Below are 22,678 nucleotides of genomic sequence, written 5' to 3' on the forward strand. Positions count from 1 at the left end.
CCTCGAGCGCTCCGAGATGCTGCAGCGCGAACGGCAGCAACATGATGCCCACGAGCAAGAAGCTTACGGCGTCGAAGATGGTCCCGATGCTACCGGTCAGCGCGTTGTCGGCGTTCGAACGCGCGTTGGACGCAAGCCCGAACAGAATGCCGCCCACAAACGCGCCGATGAAGCCGCTGCCACCCAACACCGCGGCGCATACGAAGCAGCCGAGCGCGATGGCCATGACTGCGATTCGGCGCCACGAGTCCAACATCGCACGAGCGCCGGAGAGCCGGAACAGCAGACCGCCCAATCCGCCTATCAGCGCGCCGCCCAGTATCCCGAAGCCGATCTGGCGCGCCATCTCGGTCACGAGCGCGCCGGTGTGTGCCGCCGTCGGGTCAGCGGCCAGGGCAAGCAGCACGAGGAAGATCGGCACGGATAGCCCATCGTTCAGGCCGCTTTCGACGTTGAGCCCCTGGCGGATGCTGACCGGCAGACGCTCGTCCGAGACCACCGCATCGCCAAGTGCGGCGTCCGTCGGTGCGAGCATCGTCGCCAGAAGTGCCGCTCCGACGAGGCCGAGATTGGGCATCATCCCGTAGGCCACGGCCGTTCCGATCACAATCATGGCAGGCAAGCCGATGCCCAGAAGCCGCAACGGAATGCGATAGCCGCTTCGAAGCGCCGCTAGGTCGATGCGCACGGCGTCGTGGAACAACATGAGAGCCAGGGTGAGCTCGGCGGCCGATCTGACTAGCTCGCTGCGGAGGTCTAGGGTGATCAGCCCGAAGCCGCCCGGCCCTACAAGGAAGCCGAGGACGATCATCGTCATCGGCATGCTGATCCACCAGCGGTCCAATCGCCGGGAAAGAAGTGCGTAGATCAGGATGAATAGCACGCCGACGAGCGTGCGGATGTCCTCCACTGAGCTCCTTGCCACGCAGATCTTCAGCCGCTGCTGAACTGCCCTGATGGTAACATTCGGCGGGGCTATGAATTGGATGCCGCGCACGACCGGGGAGGTCACGTGCCCTACATTCTCGCGCTCGACCAGGGGACCACAAGCACGCGCTCGATCGTGTTCGACGGCGATGGTCGACGGCTTTCGCAGTCGCAGATCGCGCTTCAGCAGATCTTCCCGCAGCCCGGATGGGTGGAGCACGACGCAGCAACCATCTGGCGCGATCAGCTCCAGACCGCCCGAGAGGCGATTGCTGAGGCCGGGATCGACGCGAGTGACCTCTCGGCGATCGGCGTCACAAACCAGCGAGAGACCGTCGTCGTGTGGAACCGCGCAACCGGAGTACCCATCCACAACGCGATCGTGTGGCAGGACCGTCGGACCTCGGACTCGTGCGAGGCTCTGGTCGCCGCCGGGCACGACGAGTTCGTGCGCGAGCTCACCGGGCTTGGCATCGACCCGTACTTCTCGGCGACCAAAATCGCTTGGATTCTGGATCACGTCGCGGGAGCGCGAGACGCGGCGCTTCGCGGAGAGCTCGCGTGCGGCACGATCGACACCTGGCTCGTGCACAACCTGACCGGCGGACGCGCGCACGTCACGGACATCACCAACGCCTCCAGAACGCTCCTGCTCGACATATCGACCGGCGAGTGGGACGCCGAGCTGTGCGCGCTGTTCGACGTCGTGCCGGGCCTGTTACCGCGAATCGTGCGCTCCTCCGAGGTCGTGGGCGAGAGCGACGCCGAAGTGCTTGGCGCCGCAGTACCGATTGGCGGCATCTGCGGCGACCAACAGGCAGCGCTCGTCGGCAACGGCTGCTTCGCGGCAGGCGACGTGAAGGCGACGTTCGGCACGGGTGTGTTCGCGCTGATGCACACGGGCGAGACGCGCGTGCGATCGAAGAGCCTGGCGACCACCATTCCTGCCCGAACCGGCGACCGCATCGAGTACGCGCTCGAAGGCTCCATCTTCATGGGCGGCGCAGTCGTGCAGTGGCTCGTCGAGGGTCTCGAACTCGGCGACTCGCCCGCGGCGGTGCAGGCACTGGCCGAGAGCGTCCCAGACTCGGGCGGCGTCGTGTTCGTGCCCGCGCTGACCGGGCTCGGCGCGCCGGAGTGGGACCCGTACGCGCGGGGCGCCATTTTCGGTCTGACGCGCGGCGCCACGCGGGCGCACATCGCGCGGGCGGGGATGGAGGCGATTCCACTGCAGGTGGTCGACCTTGTCGGCGCGATGGTGGCCGACTCGGGACACGAGATACCTGCGCTACGAGTCGACGGCGGCGTCACCGTCAACGTCTTGGTCATGCAGACACTCGCCGATCTGCTCGGCGTGCCGGTCAACCGCGCGCTCGTGCCGGAATCCACGGCGCTTGGCGCGGCGTACCTCGCGGGACTGGCGGTCAGCGTGTGGAGCGAACCTGGCGATCTGCCGGCACTGACGGGCGTAAGCCGCGTCTTCGAGCCAGCTCCCGACGCCGAGAATCGCTTTGCACGCCTCAGGACGCTTTGGGCCGAGGCTGTGACTCGGTCCCTGCGTTGGGAACGTCCCTGACAACGGGGTGCTGAGTAGTCGACGCTGGGAGCCAACCGCATGACCGACCTAGGCATCGACAGCAAGACCGCGACAAAGGAAGCGACGACCATCTTCCTCGTCGCCATTCTCATCGGCGCGATCTGCGGCTTGGCCACGTTCCTCTTCGTGGCCGCAGACCACCTTGGCGTCAGTTTCCTGTGGGACGAGCTGCCTCACCTGGTCCCTGGCGTGCCCTCGTGGGCCGTTGGTCTTGCTGTGGTCGCCGTCTTCACAATCCTGGCCACCGCAGTCGTGGCGATCTGTGGCAAGCGTCCGTTCGACGTGGGTGGTGCCGACGCCGAGTACAACAAGGACGGGCGCATGGAGTACCGGCAGTTGCTCGCCGGCGCGGCCTTTTCGCTACTCTCGCTTTTCTCCGGTGCTGCAGTCGGACCCGAAGCACCTCTCACCGACATCAACGGAGGCCTCGGCACGTTTGTCGCCGAGCGGATTGGCCTGAAGCCCGATCAGGTCAAGGTCCTCACGTACGCTGGAGTGGCCGGAGCGTTCAGCGCCTTCTTCGGCGCAGCTCCCATCGGCGCGCTGCTCGCGGCCGAGCTCATCAGCCCCATGTCCGAGACGCTCAACCGCACGGTGATCGTGTCTGGATTGGCCTCGGGCGCAACCGGATGGGTCGTGTACGAGTCGCTCGGCGGGCAGAAGATCCCGCTGCTGCTCCAGTTCTCCAACGTGACGAGCCCGTCGCTGTGGCAACTTGGCGTCGCGGTGCTGCTCGGCCTACTTGGGGCGGTGCTCGGGCTCGCCTATGGAGCCGCCTTCATGAAGTCGCGCCTTGCGTTGCAGCCGCTCAGGAAGCGACCGTGGCTTGCGGCCCTGGCCGGCGGTACTCTCATCGCCGTCGCATCGGTGGTAAGCCCGTTCCTGCTCTTCTCGGGCCAAGGGCAGGTGGCCCAGGCGATCTCGCAAGCGACCGCGCTCGGAGCGCTGGTACTGATCGCACTCGGAGTAGGCAAGCTCGTGCTGAGCATCGGAAGCCTGTCGACCGCGTACTTCGGCGGACCGATCTTCCCGCTGATCTTCTCTGGGGTCTGCTTCGGGCTGGCGGTCAGCCTGATCATCCCGGGCATTCCGCAGGGACTGGCCGTCATGGCAGTGTTGGCGGGGATGGTCTCCGCGGCTACCGTCGCGCCACTCAGCATCACGATCTTCTTGGCGCTGATGACAAACCCGGAACTCATCTCGGTCATTGCGATCGCGGCGGTCGCCGCGTTCATCGTTCGCCAAGCGGTCGCCCCAACGCTCCCGGGTGTCTATCGCGCGACCCGGGCCGCGGAGCATCGGGCGGCGCGCAAGAGCTAGTACGCCGCTCAGAAGTGGCCCCGCCACCCGAACGGAGTGCGCGCCAGACGTGCTCGGCTGGCGGCCTTGGCACGCCCTGTGCTACGCTTCTGCGATAGTTAGCGATATATCGCGTTATCGCTTCGACGAAAGGACACCTCATGGAGATGTATCACCACGACGACAGCTCATGCGAGCGCGGCGAAGGTAAGGGCCCGCGCGGCCACGGGCACGGCGGAGGGTTTGGCGGCTTCGGCCATCGCGGCTTCCGCGGACCGTTCGGACACGGCGGACATGGCGGCTTCGGCCCCGGCGGGCGCGCTCGTCGCGGCGACGTGCGCACCGCTGTCCTGCGGCTGCTCGCCGAGCAGCCCATGCACGGCTACCAGATCATCCAGGAGCTCTCATCGCGCAGCGGTGGCGCCTGGAGCCCGAGCGCTGGCTCGGTCTACCCCACCCTCCAGCTTCTCGCCGACGAGGGTCTCGTCACCGCCGAGGAGTCTGGCGGCAAGAAGGTCTTCAGCCTGACTGAGGCCGGGACCGCCGCAGTCGCCGAGATGGCCGACCAGCCCGCTCCTTGGGAAGAGGCCGCCGAGGGCGACACCAGCACTGACCTGCGCGAAGCCGCCGGCAGACTCATGCCGGCAATCATGCAGATCGGCAAGAACGGCTCGGCTGACCAGCGCACCCGCGCAGCTGCGGTCTTGTCCGACGCCCGCAAGGAGCTCTACAAGATCCTCGCCGAGGACTAGACCTCATCGCGAGATCACGCGACGCCCGCAACTAGCGCCGCCGACCGCAAAGGAGACACCACGATGCACGGCTTCTTCCCCGGCGTTTTCTTCTTCGCGCCAGTGCTGCTGTTCTTCGGGTTCCTGAAGATCATGTTCGTCATCCTGTTGATCGTGCTCATCGTGCGCCTGGCCACCCATGGCCGTCGCCACGGTGCGTACGCCCACGACGGCTACGGCTATGGCGGTCACGGCTATGGCTACGGTCATGATCATGGCCACGGTGGACCGCACGGCCACGCAGGCTTCGACGCGCCCGAGATGGATCCGCGTCGCGTCGCCGCGTGGCGCTACGCCGCAGGCAAGATCGACCGCACTGAGTTCGACCGAATCATGAGCGGCCTCGACGCCACCGCGCCGGCCCCCCCAACCGCACCGCCGAGCGCCCCGACGCCTCAGGCTTAGCGCGGCTGTCGGCTACACGCACCACCAACGCAGGCCCTGCTCGGCGAGTATGCCGAGCAGGGCCTGCTGGGTTCGTGAGTGGATCGGGGTCGGGCGGACGTGCCGCAGCCGATCGCCCGAACGTGCTGCTAGCCGAGACCGATCTCGCAGGTGGCGTGCTCGCCTTCGTTGACCATCTCGATGGCGTTCATCGGGCACTCGACGGCGCAGATGCCGCAGCCCTTGCAGTATGCGAGTTCGATCACTGGAGGCGCGCCTCTCGAGATGCAGGCGTCGGGGCAGTACACCCAACACAGCTGGCAGCTCTCCCGCCCCTGCTTGGCCGCCGAGCAAACCGCCGGGTCGATGACCGGATGCTTGCTGCGCCAGTCGCCAGTCGCTCCGGCCTCGCCGGACGCCGGCTTCGACATCGAGATCTGGCTCTCAGGGTCCATGCGCATCACTGTTCCGATTCCGGGTAGTGGCCGTGTACCTTGCACGGAAGTACGAGACCGGTGCCATCGAGAGTGTAGCCGCTACCGGTGGTTGGACACGTTGGGACCGCGGGCAGGTACTTCGGCACGAGATCCGCGACTTTCTTGGGAAGTTTGCTGTGATCCGCGTCGTATGCCGCGATGGCGCTCTCGATATCTTCCTGGTTCTTCCAGCATGTCTGCTTCTGACCCTCGGGCGTCTTGGCTTGCGCCTCGACCGCCTTCTCTATCGCCTGGGCGTCGATGCGCCACTCGTTGTCGATCTTCTTCACGAACAGCGTGTCGAGCAGCTGACCATTGGCGTCTTTGAGGGTGACAACACTTGGCGACGCCTCCGTGCTGGAAATCGTGTAGGTGGCAGGGTCGGATTTCTCCCGCATCACGATGTCCGCTCCCTGCCACGACCAGGTGACGGAGGCAGTGGGCGTGCCTGCCGCGGGCGGTGTCGCGGTTGCCAGGCCCATGTAGTTGGTCGGGTCGTAGACGAGCGCCTTGAGTCCCTCGATGTTCCGAGCGGCATCCGCGACGTAGAACTTCGCGGCGGTCTCCATCTTGGCCTTGCGATCCACGATCGGATCGACTGACTGCTTCGACGCCGAGCACCCAACTGCAGCAAGCGCGGTAGCAATCAGCAGTCCAAGGATGACGACGCGCAGCGTTCTTGCGGCTGCATTCTCTCTGCGGATAGCCAATTCGGTGGTTCCCCTCACTCGACGTTTTGGGTGCACTCGAAAGCGATCTTGGCCGCCTCGATGTTCTTGGCTGCCGCCTTGCCCGAGAACGCGTGGCCGATAGCAGCCTCGACGCTCTCCATCGTGATAAGCCCCGTGGCTGCGGCGATCGCGCCGAGAATCGCCGTCGACACCATCGGCTGGCCGCCCACGATCAAGTCGGCCGCCATAGCGGCCCCGGTCACGTCCGAGGTGACGACTCGGGCGTCGCCCGCGATGCCAAGCTCGGCGGCGGAACGGTTCGTGTTGACGATGATCATCCCGCCAGGCTCCAGACCGGCCGCTGCGTTGGCGACTCCCAGCAGCGAGTCGTCGAGCACGACGACGATGTCTGGCCGCGTGACCTGCGATAGCACGCGAATCGGCTCGTTGGCCAGGCGCGTCGAGGCCGTGATTGGGGCTCCTCGGCGCTCGGCGCCAAAGCTGGGCTGAGAGGTTACGCCAGCAAATCCGCTGTTGTAGGCGGCCTCGGCAAGGATCTTCGCGCTGGTCACCGCGCCCTGACCGCCGCGCCCGTGCCAGCGGATCTCGTACGCGGTCTTTTCGGCGACGGCCATGGGTCTCCCTCGGCGAAGCGGACATCGGGGCAATTGTACACGCGGCGCAGCAGGCGCCGACACCTGTCGAGTACCACATCGGTGCCACATTGGGTATCTGAATCCAAATGCCGCTGCGTCCTAGGGGGAACCTTGTCGGCTGAATCAAAGTCCGCACGCTCGCGGCGCATGCCGGCTCTACAGGGCATCCTGCCAATCGACGCGAAGCGCATCCCCATCGACATCATCGCTGGCATCACTCTGGCCGCACTCGCCATACCCGAGGTCATGGGCTACACGAAGATCGCGGGCATGCCGGTCATCACCGGTCTCTACACGATTCTGATCCCAATCGCGGTATTCGCGCTGCTCGGCTCGTCGCGACACCTCGTCGTTGGCGCCGACTCAGCCACGGCGGCGATCATGTTCGCCGGAATCACCGGGCTGGCAGCTCCGGAGTCACCGCAGTGGGTGGCACTGGCAGGCTGGATGGCCATCTTGGCCGCGGGGTTCCTCCTGCTTGGCCGCCTACTCAAGTTGGGCTTCCTAGCCGATTTCCTCTCGAGAACCGTGCTCATTGGGTTTCTCACGGGCGTGGGTATTCAAGTCGCGTGCGGACAGGTCGCCGGGATGCTCGGCGTGCCCAAGACCGGGCACGGGCCGATTCTCGAGGCGTACAACGCCATCATCGCGCTCCCCACAGCGAACAAAGCGACCATGGCCGTCTCGGCGGGCGTGCTGATCGTGATCGTGGGGGCTCGGCTGATCAACAAGAAGATTCCTGGAGCGCTGATCGCCGTCATTGGGGCGATCGCCGCAAGCGAGATGCTCAACTTGGCCGCAAAGGGCGTCACCACGCTTGGCACCATCCCCAGCGGGCTACCCGCCATCGGTCTGCAGGCTCTTCCAACTGCAAGCCAGTGGGGTCCGCTCGTCGCGACCGCAGCCTCGCTCTTCCTGGTCATCCTCGCGCAAAGCGCAGCAACGTCTCGGGCGTATGCGACCAAGTACAACGACGCATTCGACGAGAACGTCGACTTGGTCGGCCTCGGGCTTGCCAACATCGCGGCCGGATTCTCCGGGACGTTCGTGGTCAACGGCAGCCCGACCAAGACGCAGATGGTCGACAGCGCCGGCGGCCACAGCCAGGTTTCGCAGCTCACGACGGCGGCTCTCGTGCTCATCGTGCTGCTGTTCCTGACGAAGCCGCTCTCCTTCATGCCCAATGCCGTGCTTGCCGCGGTCGTCTTTCTTATCGGCGTCGAGCTCGTGGACATCCCCGGAATGCGCGGCATCCTCGCAGCGCGCCCGGTAGAGTTCTGGATTGCAACGGTTACGGCGGCGACCGTGGTTGGCGTCGGCGTCGAACAGGGCATCCTGCTCGCGATCGTGGTCTCGATGATCGCGCACATCCGCCATAGCTATCGCCCCGCTGATCGTCTCGTGACCTACGAAGACGAGCAGGCGCGGCTGCACGCGCTGGACTCCGACGCTCAGGCCGAGCCGGGCCTGCTTGTCTACCGCTTCGGTGCCAACCTCTACTACGCCAACTCGGCTGCGTTCGAGGAAGAGGCGATGGGGTTGGTCGGCCGAGCCAAGCCCGAAGCCAAGTACTTCGCTCTGGACGCCTCGGCGGTCGGCGATATCGACTACACAGCCGCTGAGATGCTCCGCCGACTGGTTCCCACACTCAAGGCGCGGGGAGTCACGTTCATCGTCATCGGCCTGGAGGATGAGCCGCGGCGCGAGCTCGCGGCGTCCGGGCTGGTCGACCTGATAGGCGCCGAGAACTTCGCCGACGGTCTGCATGACGTCATCAAGAAGTACCGGCCCGCCGGCTAGCGGACCCTGCAGGGCGTGAGCCCGTAGGACGACAGACGATGGTGCGCACCAAGCGATGGCCCAGGCTGTCGGTCGCGGCCGAACTGTGCCGAGCATGAAGAGCGACTTCAAGACGATCTTTTCGCTAGCTTGCCTTTGCCTTCTTGTGTGCCCCGTCGCAGTACGGCGGCGTCTTTGTGCGGCCGCAGTTGCAAATCTCCACAGTTGCGACCTTCTTCAGCTTGAACTTGACCGGCTTGGCACCCTTGCACGTGCCATCGCACCATGGCACGCGCTGCGTGTGGCCGCATGCGCACCACTTGTACCTGCCGGCGGCGAGTTCGGTCGCGAGCGGGAACGACTCGCCTTTCTTCACGTGCTTGAACTCGGGAATCAGACACCTGCCCCTGCGTCTTGGCAGGTCTCTTCGCCCTCGCTGGCAAAGACGCCGCACCCAATGCCGAGAGACTCCTTGGCCAGGTCGCGCAGGATGTACTTCTGGATCTTGCCGCTCGCGGTCATTGGGAAGCTGTCGACGAAGAAGACGTACTTGGGCGCCTTGTATCGGGCCATGCGGGCTCGGCAGAACTCCTGCACGTCGCCCTCCGAGAGGTCCGCGCCTTCCTTCAGAACCACAAAGGCGCCAACAACTTCGCCATACTTGGCGTCCGGCACGCCCACGACCTGCACGTCCTTGATGCCGGGCATGGTGTAGAGGAACTCCTCGATCTCGCGCGGATAGATGTTCTCGCCCCCGCGAATGATCATGTCCTTGATTCGGCCGGTGATGCGGTAGTAGCCGTCCGCGTCCACGGTACCGATGTCGCCCGAGTGCAGCCAACCATCTTTGTCGATGGCCGCCTCGGTGGCCTCGGGCATCTTGTAGTAGCCCTTCATGACGTTGTAGCCCCGGCAGCACAGCTCGCCGGGCACGTCGACTGGACAGTCTTGGCCGGTCTCAGGGTCGATCACGCGAACCTCGACTGCGTCGTGCTTGCGGCCGACCGTCTCGCACTTGCGCTCGAGCGTGTCGTCCGTCGTCGTCTGCGTGAACACGGGCGACGTTTCCGTCAGCCCGTAGCAGATGGTCATCTCGGAGGCGTGCATCTTGTCGATGACCTGGCGCATCGTCTCGACCGGGCACGGCGAGCCGGCCATGATGCCGGTTCGCAGCGACGTCAGGTCGAACATGTCGAACATCGGGTGCGCCAACTCGGCGATGAACATCGTGGGGACGCCGTAGAGCGCGGTTGCGCGCTCCTTCTGCACGGCCGCGAGAACGAGCAGCGGATCGAACTGTTCGACGCCCACCAGCGCCGAGCCGTGCGTCAGAATGGCCAGCACGCCCAGCACGATGCCGAAGCAGTGGAAGTATGGAGGCGGCAGGCAGATGCGGTCTGCCGTGGTGAGCTTCTGGCGCTCACCGATGTAGAAGCCGTTGTTCAGGATGTTGCGGTGGGTCAGCATGACGCCCTTGGGAAAGCCGGTGGTTCCCGAGGTGTACTGCATGTTGATCGTGTCGGTGTTGCTCAAGCCCGCCTTGGCTTGCGTCAGCGCGGCGTCGTCACCATGCTCGCCGAGAATGAGCAGCTCAGGCACGTTGTAGAAGCCGCGATGCTTCTCGGGGCCCATGTAGATGAGGTCCTTGAGCATAGGGAACTCGGCGGAGTCGAGATGGCCGCGCTGCTGCGTCATCGACTCGGGCACGAGCTCGCGCACGATCTGGACGTAGTCCACGTCGCGGAACGTGTCGATGATGGCAAGTGCCTTCATGTCCGACTGTTTGATGACGTAGGCCAGCTCGTGCGCCTTGTAGACCGGGTTGACCGTGACCAGCACGACGCCGATCTTGGCGGTCGCAAAGGCGATGGTGAGCCAGTCGGGCACGTTGCGTGCCCAGATGCCAAGGTGGTCGCCAGGCTCCATGCCGATGGCAAGCAGTCCCTTGGCCATGCGATCGACTCGCTCGTCGAACTCGTTCCACGACCAGCGCAGATCTCGGTCAGGGTAGACGATGAAGTCGGCGTCGCCTCGCTCGGCGACCTTGTTCTCGAAGTACTCGCCGATCGTCAGCTCAGTGTGCAGCTCCATGTGTACCGCCCCCCTACGCCGGCGCGTACACGACGGCCAGGATGCGTGCTGCCGTATCGCCGTGCGCTCGCAGCTGGTGCGGGACGATCGAGTCGTAGTAGATGCTGTCGCCCGGTGACAGGACGTGGAGGTCCTTGCCGTACTCGATCTCGATCTGTCCGTTCATCACGTAGACGAACTCCTCGCCCTCGTGGCTCGAGAGCGCGTGGCTACCGGGGGTCGCCGGGCTCACATCGATGAGGAACGGCTCCATGTGGCGCGCAGCCTTGCCCTCGGCGAGGCTGAAGAAGTCCAGCACGCCGCCGTCGCTGGAGGTCTCGAGGCTTTTGAGGCGCGCGACCTCCTCGGCGTCGTCCTTACGGGTGATGACGGGGCCCACACCCGAGTCGTCATCGAGTAGCGTGCCCAAGCGAACGCCGAGCGCGCGGGTGATCTTGATGAGTGGTGCGAGCGATGGGGCTATCTGCCCACCCTCGAGCTTTTCGATGACTGTAACGTCACAGTCGCAGCGCTCGGCGAGTTCCTCGCGTGAGAGCTGCAGCGACTCGCGTAGAGTCGTGATCTTGTTGCCGATGCGGTTCTCCTCGGTCATGAGAAGCCATCCCCTTCTGCCCCTGGAACAGATGCATGCGTATGAATACGCACATGGCAGCGTACACCGTAGGGGTGCGAGCGCGGTACTTGCGAAACGCCGAACGAGCCGACAGAGCGGCGGGCGGCGTGGCGAGGCGATGCGGGAGATTGGGAGAGAAGCGCCGACCGTGGAGCGCGTGCTGGACGCGTCCTCGGCGCAAGCGCCAGAAGAGGCCGCCCCAGATGGGACGGCCTCAACATGGTGCCATCGGCTTGGCTGCGGAGTTACTTCCTGACCTTCAGCGACTTGTAGGCTGTGTAGCCGACGCCCGCGCGATATGCGCGGATGCGATACGTACCCGCCGAGGACAACTTGACCGACTTCCTGTAGCGACCTGCGCTGTCGGTGTTCGCTGTCGTGCTGGCGGTCTTGACCCACTTCGAGCCGTGCCTGCGCTCGGTGATGAGAACGACCGGCTTTGTGCCGCTCGTCGCGCCGGCGCACATGCGGCCGCGTACGAAGAACGGCTTGCGTGCGCGCACGCTTGACGGTAGGTCGGGCGTTGTCTTCAAGACGTTCGGCGTCACTTGGATGGGGTCGCTCTCGGAGTATCCGAGATCGTCTCCGCCCTCGTAGACCGCCTTATAGTAGGTGGGCCGATCCGGCGTGGAGAGCGTTATCGCGGTGCCGGTGTTGGTATCCACGCACTTGTAGTCGCACCAGTTGTCTCCGTCGGCCGACACCAACAGCTTGAGCGTGCGATCGCCCAGAGCAGGCGTGCCATCGGCCTGGGTCAAACTGAGCGTGAAGGTGACCGGCGAGCCGTAGTCCGGGGTCGTGGTGTCGGCGGTCAGCTCGATATTGGACTGCTCGAGGCCCGAGACGTCCACGTCTGGCTTCAGCGCGGTGCCCCACGGAGAGCTGCCCGTGACGTCGAACGTAGAGCTCTCGCCCGGGTCCAGCGAGTCGGGCGGACACGAATCGAGCGTGTCAACGAACGCCGTGCTGCTCGCGTCGCGTTCGATGCCCGTGACGTTGAAGTCAGACATCGGGACAGCGTTGTTGTTGGTGACGGTTACGGAGTAGGTCCGCACACCCGAGCCATCGACCGTGGCTGGCCCAATACTGTCGACCGTCACCGCGAGCGGCTTGTCATCGGCGTCGCTTGGTGATGCGTATCCGGTGACGACCGGGGTCCACGTCGCGGGCACTCCGCACGGCCAGTCCAGATGGAACGCTGCGTACTCACCGGGCTTGATCGGCCCGCTGCATATCCACTCTTCGTCCTGGCGCTTCGTGCTCTCGGCCCACGAGATCTTGACGTAGTTCGGAACCACGGTGGCGGTCGTGTTGTTGGTCACGATTCCGTCCAGGTATCGCCCATCTTCCCCCGCGTCATAGCCACGTGCGACCGCCGGCAACTTGATCTGCAGGTCTTCGCAGGCGCCAGCCGTTCCTATGCCCGTCAGCGACATCATTACGACGACCAGCACCATCGCCATGAGAACTGCGAAGATTCGTCGCCCTCTCTCAAAGCTCATCGTCCGTGCTCCCTCCGTGGCGGCGCCGCCCCTGACGCCTACTACGTTCTGTTCGGAGTATCGTCTGGCGGCCGCGCTACACAACGATGAGCTTGTAAGCACGTGTGGTTTGCCTGTGACCTTCGTCACCTCTCACGCTGCGCTGCGGCCGCCCGCACTCGCGCGGGTGACGCGAAGTTGCGCCCGGGGTATCCACATGAGAGACATCCCCGGACGCCGTTTGGCGCCCGCGAGCAGGGAGAGGACACCTTCCGATGACCCCCAACAGCTCGACTGGCACGCCCGCCCCGACGCTCCCTACAGGATCGCGGGTAGTCGTGGTCGTCTCTCGCGGGCCCTCCCCTGGTCCGCGGCACGCGGCGGCGGTCGTCCCCGAGGTGGCCGGGCGACCCCAAGGCGACGCGCTCGAGCGGCTCCAGCAGTCGGGGCTCAACGCCCAGGTCTTCAACGACTTCAGCGACACTGTCCCGCGCGGCCACATCGTCGACCAGTTCCCGGTCGCCGGCGCGAGCATCGCGACCGACTCCGAGGTCGTCGTGCTCGTCTCCAGCGGACCCGCCGAGAAGACCGGTCCCACTCCCCTGCCCGACATCGTCGGCTTGGACGAGGCCGACGCGACCGCTCGCCTTCGCTCGGCGGGGCTCGAGCCGGAGATTGCTCGCGACTACCATCCCAACGTCGCCCAAGGCGTCGTGCTTGCGCAGCTGCCGAGCCAAGCGGCAGCGGCGGGTAAGCCGCGCCGCTCGCTCGCGTGGCTGTGGATCACGCTCGCCGTCTTGGGCGTCTTGATTCTTGCGGGCGCCGCGGCGGCCGGCTACTTCCTCTTCTCGGGCAAGCAGGTCTCTGTACCCAACGTCGTTGGGCAGACTCAGGCTCAGGCCGGGCAGACGCTGGCAGGCGCCCACCTCACGGTGGGCACGGTCACGGCTCGGACGGACTCCACGATGGCCGCGGGTACGGTGCTGGAGCAGAATCCGCAGCCTGGCGTCGAGATCGACCGGGACGCTGCGGTGAGCCTGGTGGTCGCCGGCGCCATCCCGGAGGCTCGGGTGCCAAGCGTCGTCGGACTCAACTCACCGGACGCGAAGTCCGCGCTCCAAGCGGCGGGCTTCGTGGTGGTCAGCTCCAACGACTACAGTGACTCGGTCCCAACCGGCAACGTGATCTCGCAGAACCCGGCGGCGGGGACGAGCGCGCCAAAGGGCACGAACGTCACGATCGATGTCTCGCTGGGCTCCCGAATCACCAACGTCACACTGCCCGACTTCACGGGGATGACGCAGTCCGCCGCAACGGACAAGGCGACGTCGCTCGGGCTGAAGACGCGCGTCTCCAACGAGTACAGCCCCACCGTACCCACCGGCCAAGTCGTAGCCCAGATCCCGGATGCCGGCCAGTCGGTGGCGCCGGGCACGACCGTCGGGCTGAGCATCTCGCTCGGCACCGCACCGGCGACTTCGGTAACGGTCCCGGACCTGAGTGGCCAGACCTCGACCAGCGCACAGGCGGCCCTTACCGCTCTCGGACTCGTCCCGGCTACGGTAAGCTGGGACGGCACCGGCAAGCCCGCCGACACGGTGGTGGGTCAGTCTCCGAAGGCGGGAGAGCAGGTGGCCCCAGCAAGTTCTGTCGTGGTCTTTGTCTCCTCGGGAAAGTAGCCACAACCGCATGACCGATCTCTCCCAGCTGACGCTGAGCGTTCGCTACGACGAAGGCGACGGCCCGGTGATGGTGCTGCTTCACGGCATCAACTCCGACGGCGCCGACTGGCGCCGCGTGATCGACACGATCGGCAGTGGCTACCGTTTCATCGCAGTCGACCTGCTCGGCTTTGGCGACTCGCCCAAGCCGGAGGACATCGAGTACACCGCGGACCAGCATGCGCAGGTGCTCGATCAGACGCTGAACGCGATCGGGGTGGACCGGCCGTTTCTACTCGTGGGCTACTCGCTGGGCGGGGACATCGCGATTCGCTACGCCGCGAAGTACCCCCGTCGCGTGCGCCGGCTCTTCCTGCTCTCAGCGCCCTTCTACCTGCCGCCCAAAGCCTTCTCCCGGGAGGCGTTCGGCAGACAGTACCTGCAGGTGATCGTCTTCCAGCGGCTCTGGAAGTTCGTCTCGAACTCTAAGAAGCGCGACAACCTGCTGTATCAGATCGTCGACGGCAAGGCCGAGGAGTTCGCGAAGGGGTTCCTGCGCACCGATGACGTGTCCACGCATTGGGACATCATGAGCAAGAACCTGCGCAACTGCATCGGCAAGGCGACGTTCGTCGACGACCTACCCAAGCTCGACATGCCGGTCACGTTCGCCCTGGGCATCCGCGACCCCATCGTCCATCCCGACCAGACCCCCGCCCTCAAGCGACTCAAGCCGGAGATCGACATCCGCCGCATCGTTGGGCTCTCGGCAGACCACTTTCTGCTGGTCAACCTGCCCGACACCGTCGCCGAGGAGATCATGCGTGATGAGGTCACCGGCCTTTCGGTGCGTTACCGAGCAGGAAAAGGCGAGCCCATCGTGTTCCTTCACGGGCTGCTCCAAGGTCCGGATTTCTGGCACGCCGTCGCGCAAGCGCTCTCGGCCACGCACGAGGTGCTGATGATCGACCTCCTCGGTTTCGGGGCGTCGCCTCGGCCGCTCTCCTACCGCTACCAGCTCTCCGACCACGTCGACGCGCTGCTCCACACGTTGGAACGCGAACTGCCAGAGGGGCAGCCCGTGCGAATCGTCGGCCACGGCCTCGGCGGGAACATCGCCCTTGGTGTGGCTTCCGCCGAGCCGCAACGCGTCGTCGATACGGTGGCCTTCTCGCCCCTGCTGCTCGACGCCGAGGCGATCGACAACCCGTCCTCGCCTGCCGCAGCGGAGCTGCTCGCACTACGGGATCGTCTCCGCGACATGATGAACGACCCGCGCACTCGTGCCGCCGCCGAGAACTCCGAGGCCGTCTTCGTCCCGATGATCCGCACCCTCGAGAACACGGTCCTCGCCGAGAACAACCACAAGCTGGTCTCGGCGGCCAAAAGGCCGATCACGCTGGTCGCACCCGTCGGCGATGGGATCGCCGACGTAGCCTACTTCCGCTCGCTGGCCGACGACCGCGACGACGTGCGAGTCGCGACGCCGCCCGGCGACAACTCGATGCCGCTCGACGACCCTGCGGCCACCGTGCTGCTGATCGAGCCAGGCGCCACGCAGCAGGCGAGCGTGGCTGCCAACCTCCCGCGGCCCGCAGCTCATGACGGACTCCGCCAACTGCGCATGGTCTTCGGCAGCGCCTCGAACGGCGTGCTGTGGCGCGGACTGGGCCAGCTCGTCTTGGGCATTGTGTTCACGCTGCTCAAGCAGCCCCATCCCCGGGTGCTCGCGTTTGGATTCGCAGTCTGGGTGCTGGTCGAGGGTGTCTCGACAATCGCCGGCGCGGTCGGCTTGCGCCGTAGCGGCAAGTCAGGCTGGATTCCGTGGTTGCTGATGGGTGCGCTGTCCTTCACTGTGGCGTGGTTGCTGCTCTCTCGCACCGAGCTCAACCTGTTCGTGCTCGGTATGGTCGTGCTGGGACGCGCTCTTTACACGGCGATTGCCGATCTCTACGTCGCCAGAAAGGTCTCCAGTACGCCGACCGCACGATGGCTGCTCGTCGCCGAGGGAGTGCTCGGCATAGTCATCGCGTTACTGATCGTCTTCAGCACGCACCACGCGTACTTCACCTTGCAGTACCTCCTGGCGGTGTACTTCACTGTCTCCGGCGTCTCGTCGATGGGCTACGCTCTTGCCAACCGCCGCGCAGTCAGGCGACGCGTTCGTGCTGGCTTGGCCCGCAGTCGTCAGGTCTAGCATCCACCCGCACAACCGAGGAGCTCGCTATGCCCGCAAAGCTCAGCGTTCGGCATCAACTCATTGCGCTCGCCCTCGCGTGTACGTTGGTGGCCACGATGTTCGCTTCGCCCGCCCTGGCCGAGATCGCTCCCGGGGCAGTCAAGCTCACCATGTCCGCGCCGATCGCAGTGCGCGCCTCGCACGCCTTCACGTTGCGTGGCACGGTCGCAGCACCTGCATCGCCGGGCGAAACAGTGACCGTCACGCTGGCTCTCAAGAGTGGGGCGGCATGGTCGGTCGCAGCCACATCGGCCGCGGTGATCGGCCCGAAGCGCACGTTCTCGTGCTCGCTGAAACCGGCGAAGCGCGGGCACTGGCAGGTCTCGGCGAGCCTGCCTGCGAGCAGCACGTACGCGACCTCAACCGCCACCGCGCAGCTCAAGGCGGTTGGCGCCAACGTCATCGCGCTGACGTTTGACGATGGGCCGTGGCCGACGTCGACCGCCAAGATCGTGACAGCGCTGCGACGCGGCGATGCGCAAGCGACGTTCTTCATGCTCGGCTCGCAGATCGGGTCTCGGAAGAAGATCGCCCAGTCGGTCGTGGACAACGGCAACCTCGTGGGCGTTCATAGCTGGAATCACGCGCTGATGGTGCGCAGATCCTCGGCGGTCAATCAGCGCGATCTTGCGCGGTGCGTCAAGGCGCTGCGTGCGGCGACTGGCGTGACTGCGCACTGGTTCCGACCCCCATACGGCTCGACCAACTCGGCGCTGAAGAAGGTCGCGGCGTCACAAGGATTGCGGCAGGTCATCTGGACCGTCGACACGCTGGACTGGAAGTACCGCGTCACGTCGTCGGTGGTCTCGCGTGCGCTTTCCGGCGCGCGCAATGGTGCGATCGTGCTCATGCACGACGGTGGTGGGCCGCGCGGCGCAACGGCGGCGGCGGTACCGATCGTCATCAGGAGGCTGCGCGCGCGCGGCTACGACTTAGTCACGCTCGACGAGATGGCGGCGCTCGGCTACAAGGTGCGCTAGAGGGACGGTCCTGCGGCTACTCGCCGAACAGGTCGACGGCCTCTTGCAGCACGTCGGGAATCGGGATTCCCTGCGGGCAGCGCTCCTCGCAACTTCCGCACTGTGTACAAGCCGAGGCCTTCACCGCGATGTGGCTGTAGCCGCGTCGCGCAGACTCGACATCGTCGTAGAGCGACGCGTTGTTGAGTTGCCGGATGCAGCCGGGTATGTCGACGCCGGCTGGGCACGGCAGGCAGTAGCGGCACGCGGTGCAGTCGGCGACGATGCGCGAGCGGTAGATGTCGCGCACGTGCTCGACGAGATCGAGCTCCTCGGCGGTGAGCGAGTCGGCGACGCCCTCATCGGCGATGCGAAGATTCTCGGCGAGCTGCTCGGGCGTGCTCATGCCGGAGAGCAGCATGCTCACGTCGGCGTCGTTCCACACCCAGCGAAGCGCCCACTCGGCGGGCGTGCGGTCGGCCTCGGCGCTCGCCCACGCGGCGGCGATGTCGTCGGGCACATGCCCAGCGAGGCGACCGCCCTTCAGCGGCTCCATCACGATGACACCCAAGCCGCGCGCGCATGCGTAGCGCAAGCCCCGCTCGCCAGCCTGGTAGTCGACGTCGAGCAGGTTGTACTGGATCTGGGTGAACGTCCAGTCGTAGGCGTCCACGATCCGCTTGAACGTGGGGAGGTCGTGGTGGTACGAGAAGCCGGCGTAGCGGATGCGCCCGTCAGCCAGCGCCGCGTCGAGGAACTCCGTGACGCCGAGTGCTTCGAGGTTCTCCCAGTACACGTCGTTGAGGGCGTGGAGCAGGTAGCAGTCGATGTGGTCGGTGCCGAGACGCTCGAGCTGGCCTTCGAGATACCGGTCCATGTCGCCGCGCGTCTTGACGAGCCAGCTCGGGAGTTTCGTCGCCACGTGCACGCGATCGCGGTATCCGTCGGCAAGCGCGTGGCCGACAACCTCCTCGCTGTGCCCGTGCTCGGTCATCGAGTTACCGTGGTACGGGTAGGCGGTGTCGACGTAGTTGACGCCTGCGTCGATGGCCGTGCGCATCATCTGCGTGGCCAAGGGCTCGTCGATCGCATCGGACTGCCCGCCGACTACCGGGAGGCGCATGGCGCCGAATCCAAGAACCGAGACATCAGGCCCGTTGGGGCCGAGCTTGCGATAGAGCACGCCGCGCGCCTTCTTTCGCCGGATTACCGCTCGTCACTCGTGAGCGCATCGCACTAGTTTGCGCCACTCATGCCCGCGCGCGCCAGAGCCGCGCTGATCGGGCCGGGTGAGTAGCCAGATTGCGCTCGGGTATACCAGCGCTAGGCCTGTCTCCAGCAAACGGTGCACCCGCAAGCCCTGTTCCACCGATTCCCGGCATGATCGAGGAGGTTTGCGCAATGGCCCAAGATGCGCGAAACGAGAGCGGCGAGGTCTCCCGCCGCGGGTTCGTAGGCTGGGCGGTGGGACTCGGAGCCGGATTCGTGGCGCTCGTCGCCGGAATCCCGCTCGTCGGGTCGCTCGCAGAGTCTAGCGCCGCCGCGACACCTGGCGACTACGTGCAGGTCGCCGACGTCTCGGGGATACCCGTGGGCGAGCCGTTCGGGATCTCCTTCGCCCAGGAGACCCAAGACGCCTTCAACGTCACGATGCTGCCGCACTCGGTGTACGCACTGAAGAAGTCCGACACCGAGATCGTCGTCTACTCACCGGTGTGCCCGCACCTGGGCTGCCAGGTTTACTTCGACCGAGCCGCAAACGAGTACGTGTGCCCGTGCCACGCGAGCAAGTTCGCCGTCGACGGCGCACGCATCTCAGGACCGACGCCACGTGGATTGGACACGCTCCCATCCAAGATCGAGAAGGGTGCCCTGTTCGTTCAGTGGGTCCAGTACAAGCCCGGTATCGCCGAGAAGACTCCGGTCTAAGGGAGGTGTGAATCGTGGCAAAAGCAAACGGTTGGTGGGAAAGCAGGCTGGGACTGAAGAGTGCGCTTCGCGCGACGCTCGACGAGGAGATCCCCGGCGGAGCCAAGTTCACATACGCCCTTGGCAGCGCGACGATCCTGACCTTCATCACCCTCGCGGTCACCGGCATATGGGAGCTCTTCTACTACGTGCCGAGCACCTCGGGTGCGTACAACAGCGTCAACTACATCCGCTACACGGTGCCATTTGGATGGCTGATTCACGGCCTCCACTTCTGGGCCGCCAGTGCGATGGTCGTTCTCGTCCTTCTCCATCTGGTTCAAGCGTTCTTGTGGGGCGCATTCAAGAAGCCGCGCGAGCTGACCTGGGTTCTGGGCGCGGCGCTGTTGATACTCACGCTGGGCTCGGTGTTCAGTGGCGGGCCACTCGGCTGGGATGAGAAGGGTTTCTGGGCCGCGAACGTGGGGGCAGGGCTCGCAGGCAGCATCCCCGGCATCGGCACCTTCCTGCAGGGGCTCGTCTTTGGCGGACAACCCATCGGACAGTCCACGCTCTCTCGGCTGTTCGCGTTCCACATCGCCCTGTTCCCGATTCTCATTCTGGGCTTGTTCGCGCTGCACATGATCGCGTTTCGCAAGGGAGGCGCAGCGGGCTCGATCAAGGAGAGCACCAAGAAGGGCGAGTTCTGGCCCGATCAAGTACTCATGGATCTGCTCGTATTCTCGGGCATCCTGACGGTGCTGGTATGGCTGAGCGCCACAGCGATGCCTGCCGTCAGCGGGCCAGGCGACCCGGTCGATCCCACCTACGTCGCACGACCGGACTGGCCGTTCCTCTGGCTCTTCCAGATGCTCAAGTACCTCTCCGGGTCGCTGGAGTGGCTGGGCTTCGTTCTTGTGCCGCTCGTGGGCATCCTGCTGCTCTTCGCCGTGCCGTGGCTCGAGCGCAAAGAGGCTCGCAGCCCCGCAAAGCGGCCCATCCCGATGATCGTCTTCGCCATCATCGTCGTCGGCATCTCGGCACTGACGTATCTGGGGGCCACGGCGCAGCCGCCGGCGGTCACAGCGCCTACCGGCACTCCCCCGCCGACCCCGGCCACGGCGCTTGAGACAACGCCCAACACGGGGCTGAGCGTCGCTTCGCACACGATCGGCTCGACGGAGCACGGTCAGGTGCTCTTCGTCGCATACTGCCAGCAGTGCCATGGCGTTGAGGGCAAGAAGGGCATCACCAACCCCAACTCCGCAGACGGCGAGATCCCGGCGATCAACCCGATCGATCCGGAGATCAGCGGCGCCGACAAGCAAGGCAAGATCGCCGACGTCCAGAAGTTCGTCGACGGCTTGGACAACTACCTGCAAAACGGCTCGTCACCCGACGCATCGCCCGATGGCGCGGACCCGATGTATAAGATGCCGTCGTTCGGCAACACATACGCGCTCTCGCAGCCACAGATCGCCGACGTGGAGGCCTACGTGCTCGAGCTCAATGGCGTTGAGAGGGTGGCGCTCCCGAATCCCGACGCCCCCAAGACGTACGCGCTGTGGACGCTCGGCGGGTTCTTCGTGGTCGCGGTCGTTGGCGGCGTGGCGCTCGTGGGTGGGCGCAAGAAGAGGCGATAGCCTGCGCGAGCGCCGCCCAAACGTTTCAGAGAAGAACGAAGGCCGTCCCATCTCGGGGCGGCCTTCGGCACTGCGTGTTCGCGCGCTGGTCGAGCCGTTGGCGCTAGCCCTCGCCGTCGATGCGATCGATGAACTGCTCCGCGTCGGACTCGGCGACCTTGCCCTCTGCCGAGACCATCTCGCCGCTGTGTCCCGCTAGCATCGAGCCTGCTTCAACGGCGATACCGACAACCTTGGCGACCGCGCCTCGCACGTCTTCCTTCAAGCGATGATCGCCGGGCTTGTCGGCCGGCGCCTCGGCTGGGCTCTCGGTGGGCTGTTCTGTGGTGTCGTCTGCCACGGTGGTCCTCCGCAGGTCATTGGTCGGGGTGCGAATATCGCGTGCTCCTATTGTAGCCGCTCGCGCAGCCGCCTTCACCGAAGTTGGCCGACGACGAGCGCCGCCGCGATCCACCACATGACGCATGCCACGATCACGTCGAGCACTCGCCACGCCACCGGCCGGCGGAACAGCGGCGCCAGGAGCCTCGCTCCAAAGCCCAGCGCCGAGAACCACACGAGCGACGCCAGCCCCGCACCGAGCGCAAACCAGCCGCGAAGCGCGAAGTCGTACTGGGCCGCGATGCTGCCGATCAGCACGACGGTGTCGAGGTAGACGTGCGGGTTGAGAAGGCTGATGCCCAGAGTGGCGCCAATCGCCGCGCGTGTCGTGAGTGCCGCTCGCTCGGGAGCGTCGGCCGCCTCAAGCGACTCAGGCCGCAGCGCCGAGCGCAGCGCCAGCACGCCGTGCACGCCGAGAAACGCCGCACCACCCCACGCAGCGATCGCGGTCACGAGCGGGAAGCGAGCGATGACCGAGCCAAAGCCCAGTGCACCCGCCGAGATCAGCGTCCAGTCGCACGCGACGCACACTGCAACGACCGCAAACACCTGCTCGCGGCGGATTCCTTGGCGCAGAACGAACGCGTTTTGGGCACCGATGGCGACGATAAGCCCCGCCCCGAGCGCAAAGCCCGAGATGACAGTCGCTATGGCGGCGGTATGCACCCGCAGACTCCTCGGGTCGGGCGCGGACGGGACTACATTGTCGCAGAAAGCAGAAGAGCCGCCCCCCGGCAGGGGCGGCTCTTCGAAGGAGGTGCGCAGTTAGCGTGCCTACTGCGCGAAGTATGCGACAACGGCGGCCTTCTGGCTGGAGTTCAAACCAGCCTTAACACCCATATCGGCAGCAATGCCCTGTGCACTTGAGGCCGAATAGCGCTTGCCGAGAAGACCAGCCTGGTGACAGCGGCCGATGCAGCTGGTCTGGACGACCTTCCGGCCGTCCGCGGCCGTCGGGCCGGCGGGTGCTGCGGCGGTGGCGCTCGCCGCAGGAGCAGCGGCAGGCGCGGGCGCCGGCGCCGCAGGTGTCGCCTGCGACACAGCGGCCGCGCTCGGGCTGCTCGCGAGGGTGCAGCCGGTCGCGCCAAGGGACAATGCGCCGACAGCGACAAGTGCGGCGGC

22 protein-coding genes are annotated in these 22,678 nt (G+C 65.8%); 10 read left to right on the top strand and 12 right to left on the bottom strand.

The features are described from left to right. Positions 1 to 910 (bottom strand): cation:proton antiporter (locus P4L93_04325; GenBank protein ID MDR3686166.1); only part of this gene is annotated, 910 nt, incomplete at its 3' end. Positions 911 to 1,012: 102 nt separating this feature from the next. Between P4L93_04325 and glpK the strand changes: the two genes are divergently transcribed. The 4 genes from glpK (at position 1,013) to P4L93_04345 (ending at position 5,019) form a co-directional block, all read left to right on the top strand. Further along, on the top strand, positions 1,013 to 2,503 hold the full coding sequence (gene glpK, locus P4L93_04330; GenBank protein ID MDR3686167.1) for a glycerol kinase GlpK: 1,491 nt from the start codon (positions 1,013 to 1,015) through the stop codon (positions 2,501 to 2,503). A 39-nt stretch (positions 2,504 to 2,542) separates the two neighbouring features. Beyond that, a complete protein-coding gene (locus P4L93_04335) occupies positions 2,543 to 3,844 on the top strand; it encodes a chloride channel protein (GenBank protein MDR3686168.1) in 1,302 nt (433 codons plus the stop codon). A gap of 146 nt (positions 3,845 to 3,990) precedes the next feature. Beyond that, positions 3,991 to 4,575 carry a PadR family transcriptional regulator gene (locus P4L93_04340; protein ID MDR3686169.1) on the top strand — a complete coding sequence of 195 codons (585 nt, stop codon included), beginning with the start codon at positions 3,991 to 3,993 and terminating at the stop codon, positions 4,573 to 4,575. Between the two features lie 63 nt (positions 4,576 to 4,638). Further along, positions 4,639 to 5,019: a hypothetical protein gene (locus tag P4L93_04345; GenBank protein MDR3686170.1), complete on the top strand. Its 381-nt coding sequence runs from the start codon at positions 4,639 to 4,641 to the stop codon at positions 5,017 to 5,019. A gap of 128 nt (positions 5,020 to 5,147) precedes the next feature. Here the strand turns inward: P4L93_04345 and P4L93_04350 are convergent, their stop codons facing one another. The 3 genes from P4L93_04350 to P4L93_04360 are packed head-to-tail and all read right to left on the bottom strand — an operon-like array spanning position 5,148 to position 6,780. Next, on the bottom strand, positions 5,148 to 5,453 hold the full coding sequence (locus P4L93_04350; GenBank protein ID MDR3686171.1) for a 4Fe-4S binding protein: 306 nt from the start codon (positions 5,451 to 5,453) through the stop codon (positions 5,148 to 5,150). Positions 5,454 to 5,458: 5 nt separating this feature from the next. Next, positions 5,459 to 6,184, bottom strand: a complete 726-nt coding sequence (locus P4L93_04355; protein ID MDR3686172.1) for a hypothetical protein — start codon at positions 6,182 to 6,184, stop codon at positions 5,459 to 5,461. Between the two features lie 14 nt (positions 6,185 to 6,198). Continuing rightward, the gene (locus P4L93_04360) at positions 6,199 to 6,780 is read right to left on the bottom strand and encodes a 2-oxoacid:acceptor oxidoreductase family protein (GenBank protein MDR3686173.1); all 582 of its coding nucleotides are present in this window, start codon (positions 6,778 to 6,780) and stop codon (positions 6,199 to 6,201) included. A gap of 132 nt (positions 6,781 to 6,912) precedes the next feature. Here P4L93_04360 and P4L93_04365 point away from each other — a divergent pair, with 132 nt between their 5' ends. Next, entirely contained in the window at positions 6,913 to 8,601 is a 1,689-nt protein-coding gene (locus P4L93_04365) for a SulP family inorganic anion transporter (protein ID MDR3686174.1), read from the top strand. Positions 8,602 to 8,725: 124 nt separating this feature from the next. Here the strand turns inward: P4L93_04365 and P4L93_04370 are convergent, their stop codons facing one another. From P4L93_04370 to P4L93_04385, 4 genes are all read right to left on the bottom strand, one after another. Next, positions 8,726 to 8,956, bottom strand: coding sequence for a CDGSH iron-sulfur domain-containing protein (locus tag P4L93_04370; GenBank protein ID MDR3686175.1), 231 nt, complete (start codon positions 8,954 to 8,956; stop codon positions 8,726 to 8,728). 17 nt (positions 8,957 to 8,973) lie between these two features. Further along, on the bottom strand, positions 8,974 to 10,671 hold the full coding sequence (locus P4L93_04375) for an AMP-binding protein (GenBank protein ID MDR3686176.1): 1,698 nt from the start codon (positions 10,669 to 10,671) through the stop codon (positions 8,974 to 8,976). A gap of 13 nt (positions 10,672 to 10,684) precedes the next feature. Next, positions 10,685 to 11,263: a cupin domain-containing protein gene (locus tag P4L93_04380; GenBank protein MDR3686177.1), complete on the bottom strand. Its 579-nt coding sequence runs from the start codon at positions 11,261 to 11,263 to the stop codon at positions 10,685 to 10,687. A gap of 266 nt (positions 11,264 to 11,529) precedes the next feature. Next, the gene (locus P4L93_04385) at positions 11,530 to 12,786 is read right to left on the bottom strand and encodes a hypothetical protein (GenBank protein ID MDR3686178.1); all 1,257 of its coding nucleotides are present in this window, start codon (positions 12,784 to 12,786) and stop codon (positions 11,530 to 11,532) included. Between the two features lie 254 nt (positions 12,787 to 13,040). On the opposite strand from P4L93_04385, the gene P4L93_04390 reads away from it, so the two are divergent. Genes P4L93_04390 through P4L93_04400 form a run of 3 tightly spaced genes read left to right on the top strand, consistent with a single transcriptional unit; the run spans position 13,041 to position 17,645 of the window. Continuing rightward, complete coding sequence (locus tag P4L93_04390) at positions 13,041 to 14,444, top strand: PASTA domain-containing protein (GenBank protein ID MDR3686179.1); 1,404 nt, start codon at positions 13,041 to 13,043, stop codon at positions 14,442 to 14,444. 10 nt (positions 14,445 to 14,454) lie between these two features. Beyond that, a complete protein-coding gene (locus tag P4L93_04395; GenBank protein MDR3686180.1) occupies positions 14,455 to 16,623 on the top strand; it encodes an alpha/beta fold hydrolase in 2,169 nt (722 codons plus the stop codon). Between the two features lie 29 nt (positions 16,624 to 16,652). After that, positions 16,653 to 17,645 (top strand): polysaccharide deacetylase family protein, encoded by a 993-nt coding sequence (locus P4L93_04400; protein ID MDR3686181.1) that lies wholly within the window; start codon positions 16,653 to 16,655, stop codon positions 17,643 to 17,645. 16 nt (positions 17,646 to 17,661) lie between these two features. Here P4L93_04400 and P4L93_04405 read toward each other — a convergent pair whose 3' ends face one another. Next, positions 17,662 to 18,807 carry an aldo/keto reductase gene (locus P4L93_04405; GenBank protein ID MDR3686182.1) on the bottom strand — a complete coding sequence of 382 codons (1,146 nt, stop codon included), beginning with the start codon at positions 18,805 to 18,807 and terminating at the stop codon, positions 17,662 to 17,664. 218 nt (positions 18,808 to 19,025) lie between these two features. On the opposite strand from P4L93_04405, the gene P4L93_04410 reads away from it, so the two are divergent. Together P4L93_04410 and P4L93_04415 are read left to right on the top strand one after the other, a co-directional pair. Then, positions 19,026 to 19,553: a ubiquinol-cytochrome c reductase iron-sulfur subunit gene (locus tag P4L93_04410; protein ID MDR3686183.1), complete on the top strand. Its 528-nt coding sequence runs from the start codon at positions 19,026 to 19,028 to the stop codon at positions 19,551 to 19,553. A gap of 14 nt (positions 19,554 to 19,567) precedes the next feature. Continuing rightward, the gene (locus P4L93_04415; GenBank protein MDR3686184.1) at positions 19,568 to 21,175 is read left to right on the top strand and encodes a cytochrome b N-terminal domain-containing protein; all 1,608 of its coding nucleotides are present in this window, start codon (positions 19,568 to 19,570) and stop codon (positions 21,173 to 21,175) included. Between the two features lie 103 nt (positions 21,176 to 21,278). Here P4L93_04415 and P4L93_04420 read toward each other — a convergent pair whose 3' ends face one another. The 3 genes from P4L93_04420 to P4L93_04430 form a co-directional block, all read right to left on the bottom strand. Next, the gene (locus tag P4L93_04420; GenBank protein ID MDR3686185.1) at positions 21,279 to 21,515 is read right to left on the bottom strand and encodes a hypothetical protein; all 237 of its coding nucleotides are present in this window, start codon (positions 21,513 to 21,515) and stop codon (positions 21,279 to 21,281) included. A 74-nt stretch (positions 21,516 to 21,589) separates the two neighbouring features. Further along, positions 21,590 to 22,222 carry a LysE/ArgO family amino acid transporter gene (locus P4L93_04425; protein MDR3686186.1) on the bottom strand — a complete coding sequence of 211 codons (633 nt, stop codon included), beginning with the start codon at positions 22,220 to 22,222 and terminating at the stop codon, positions 21,590 to 21,592. A gap of 108 nt (positions 22,223 to 22,330) precedes the next feature. After that, positions 22,331 to 22,678, bottom strand: a 348-nt coding sequence (locus P4L93_04430; protein ID MDR3686187.1) for a hypothetical protein, incomplete at its 5' end; no start/stop codon positions are given.

Source organism: Coriobacteriia bacterium (assembly GCA_031292615.1).
Lineage (GTDB): Bacteria > Actinomycetota > Coriobacteriia > Anaerosomatales > JAAXUF01 > JARLGT01.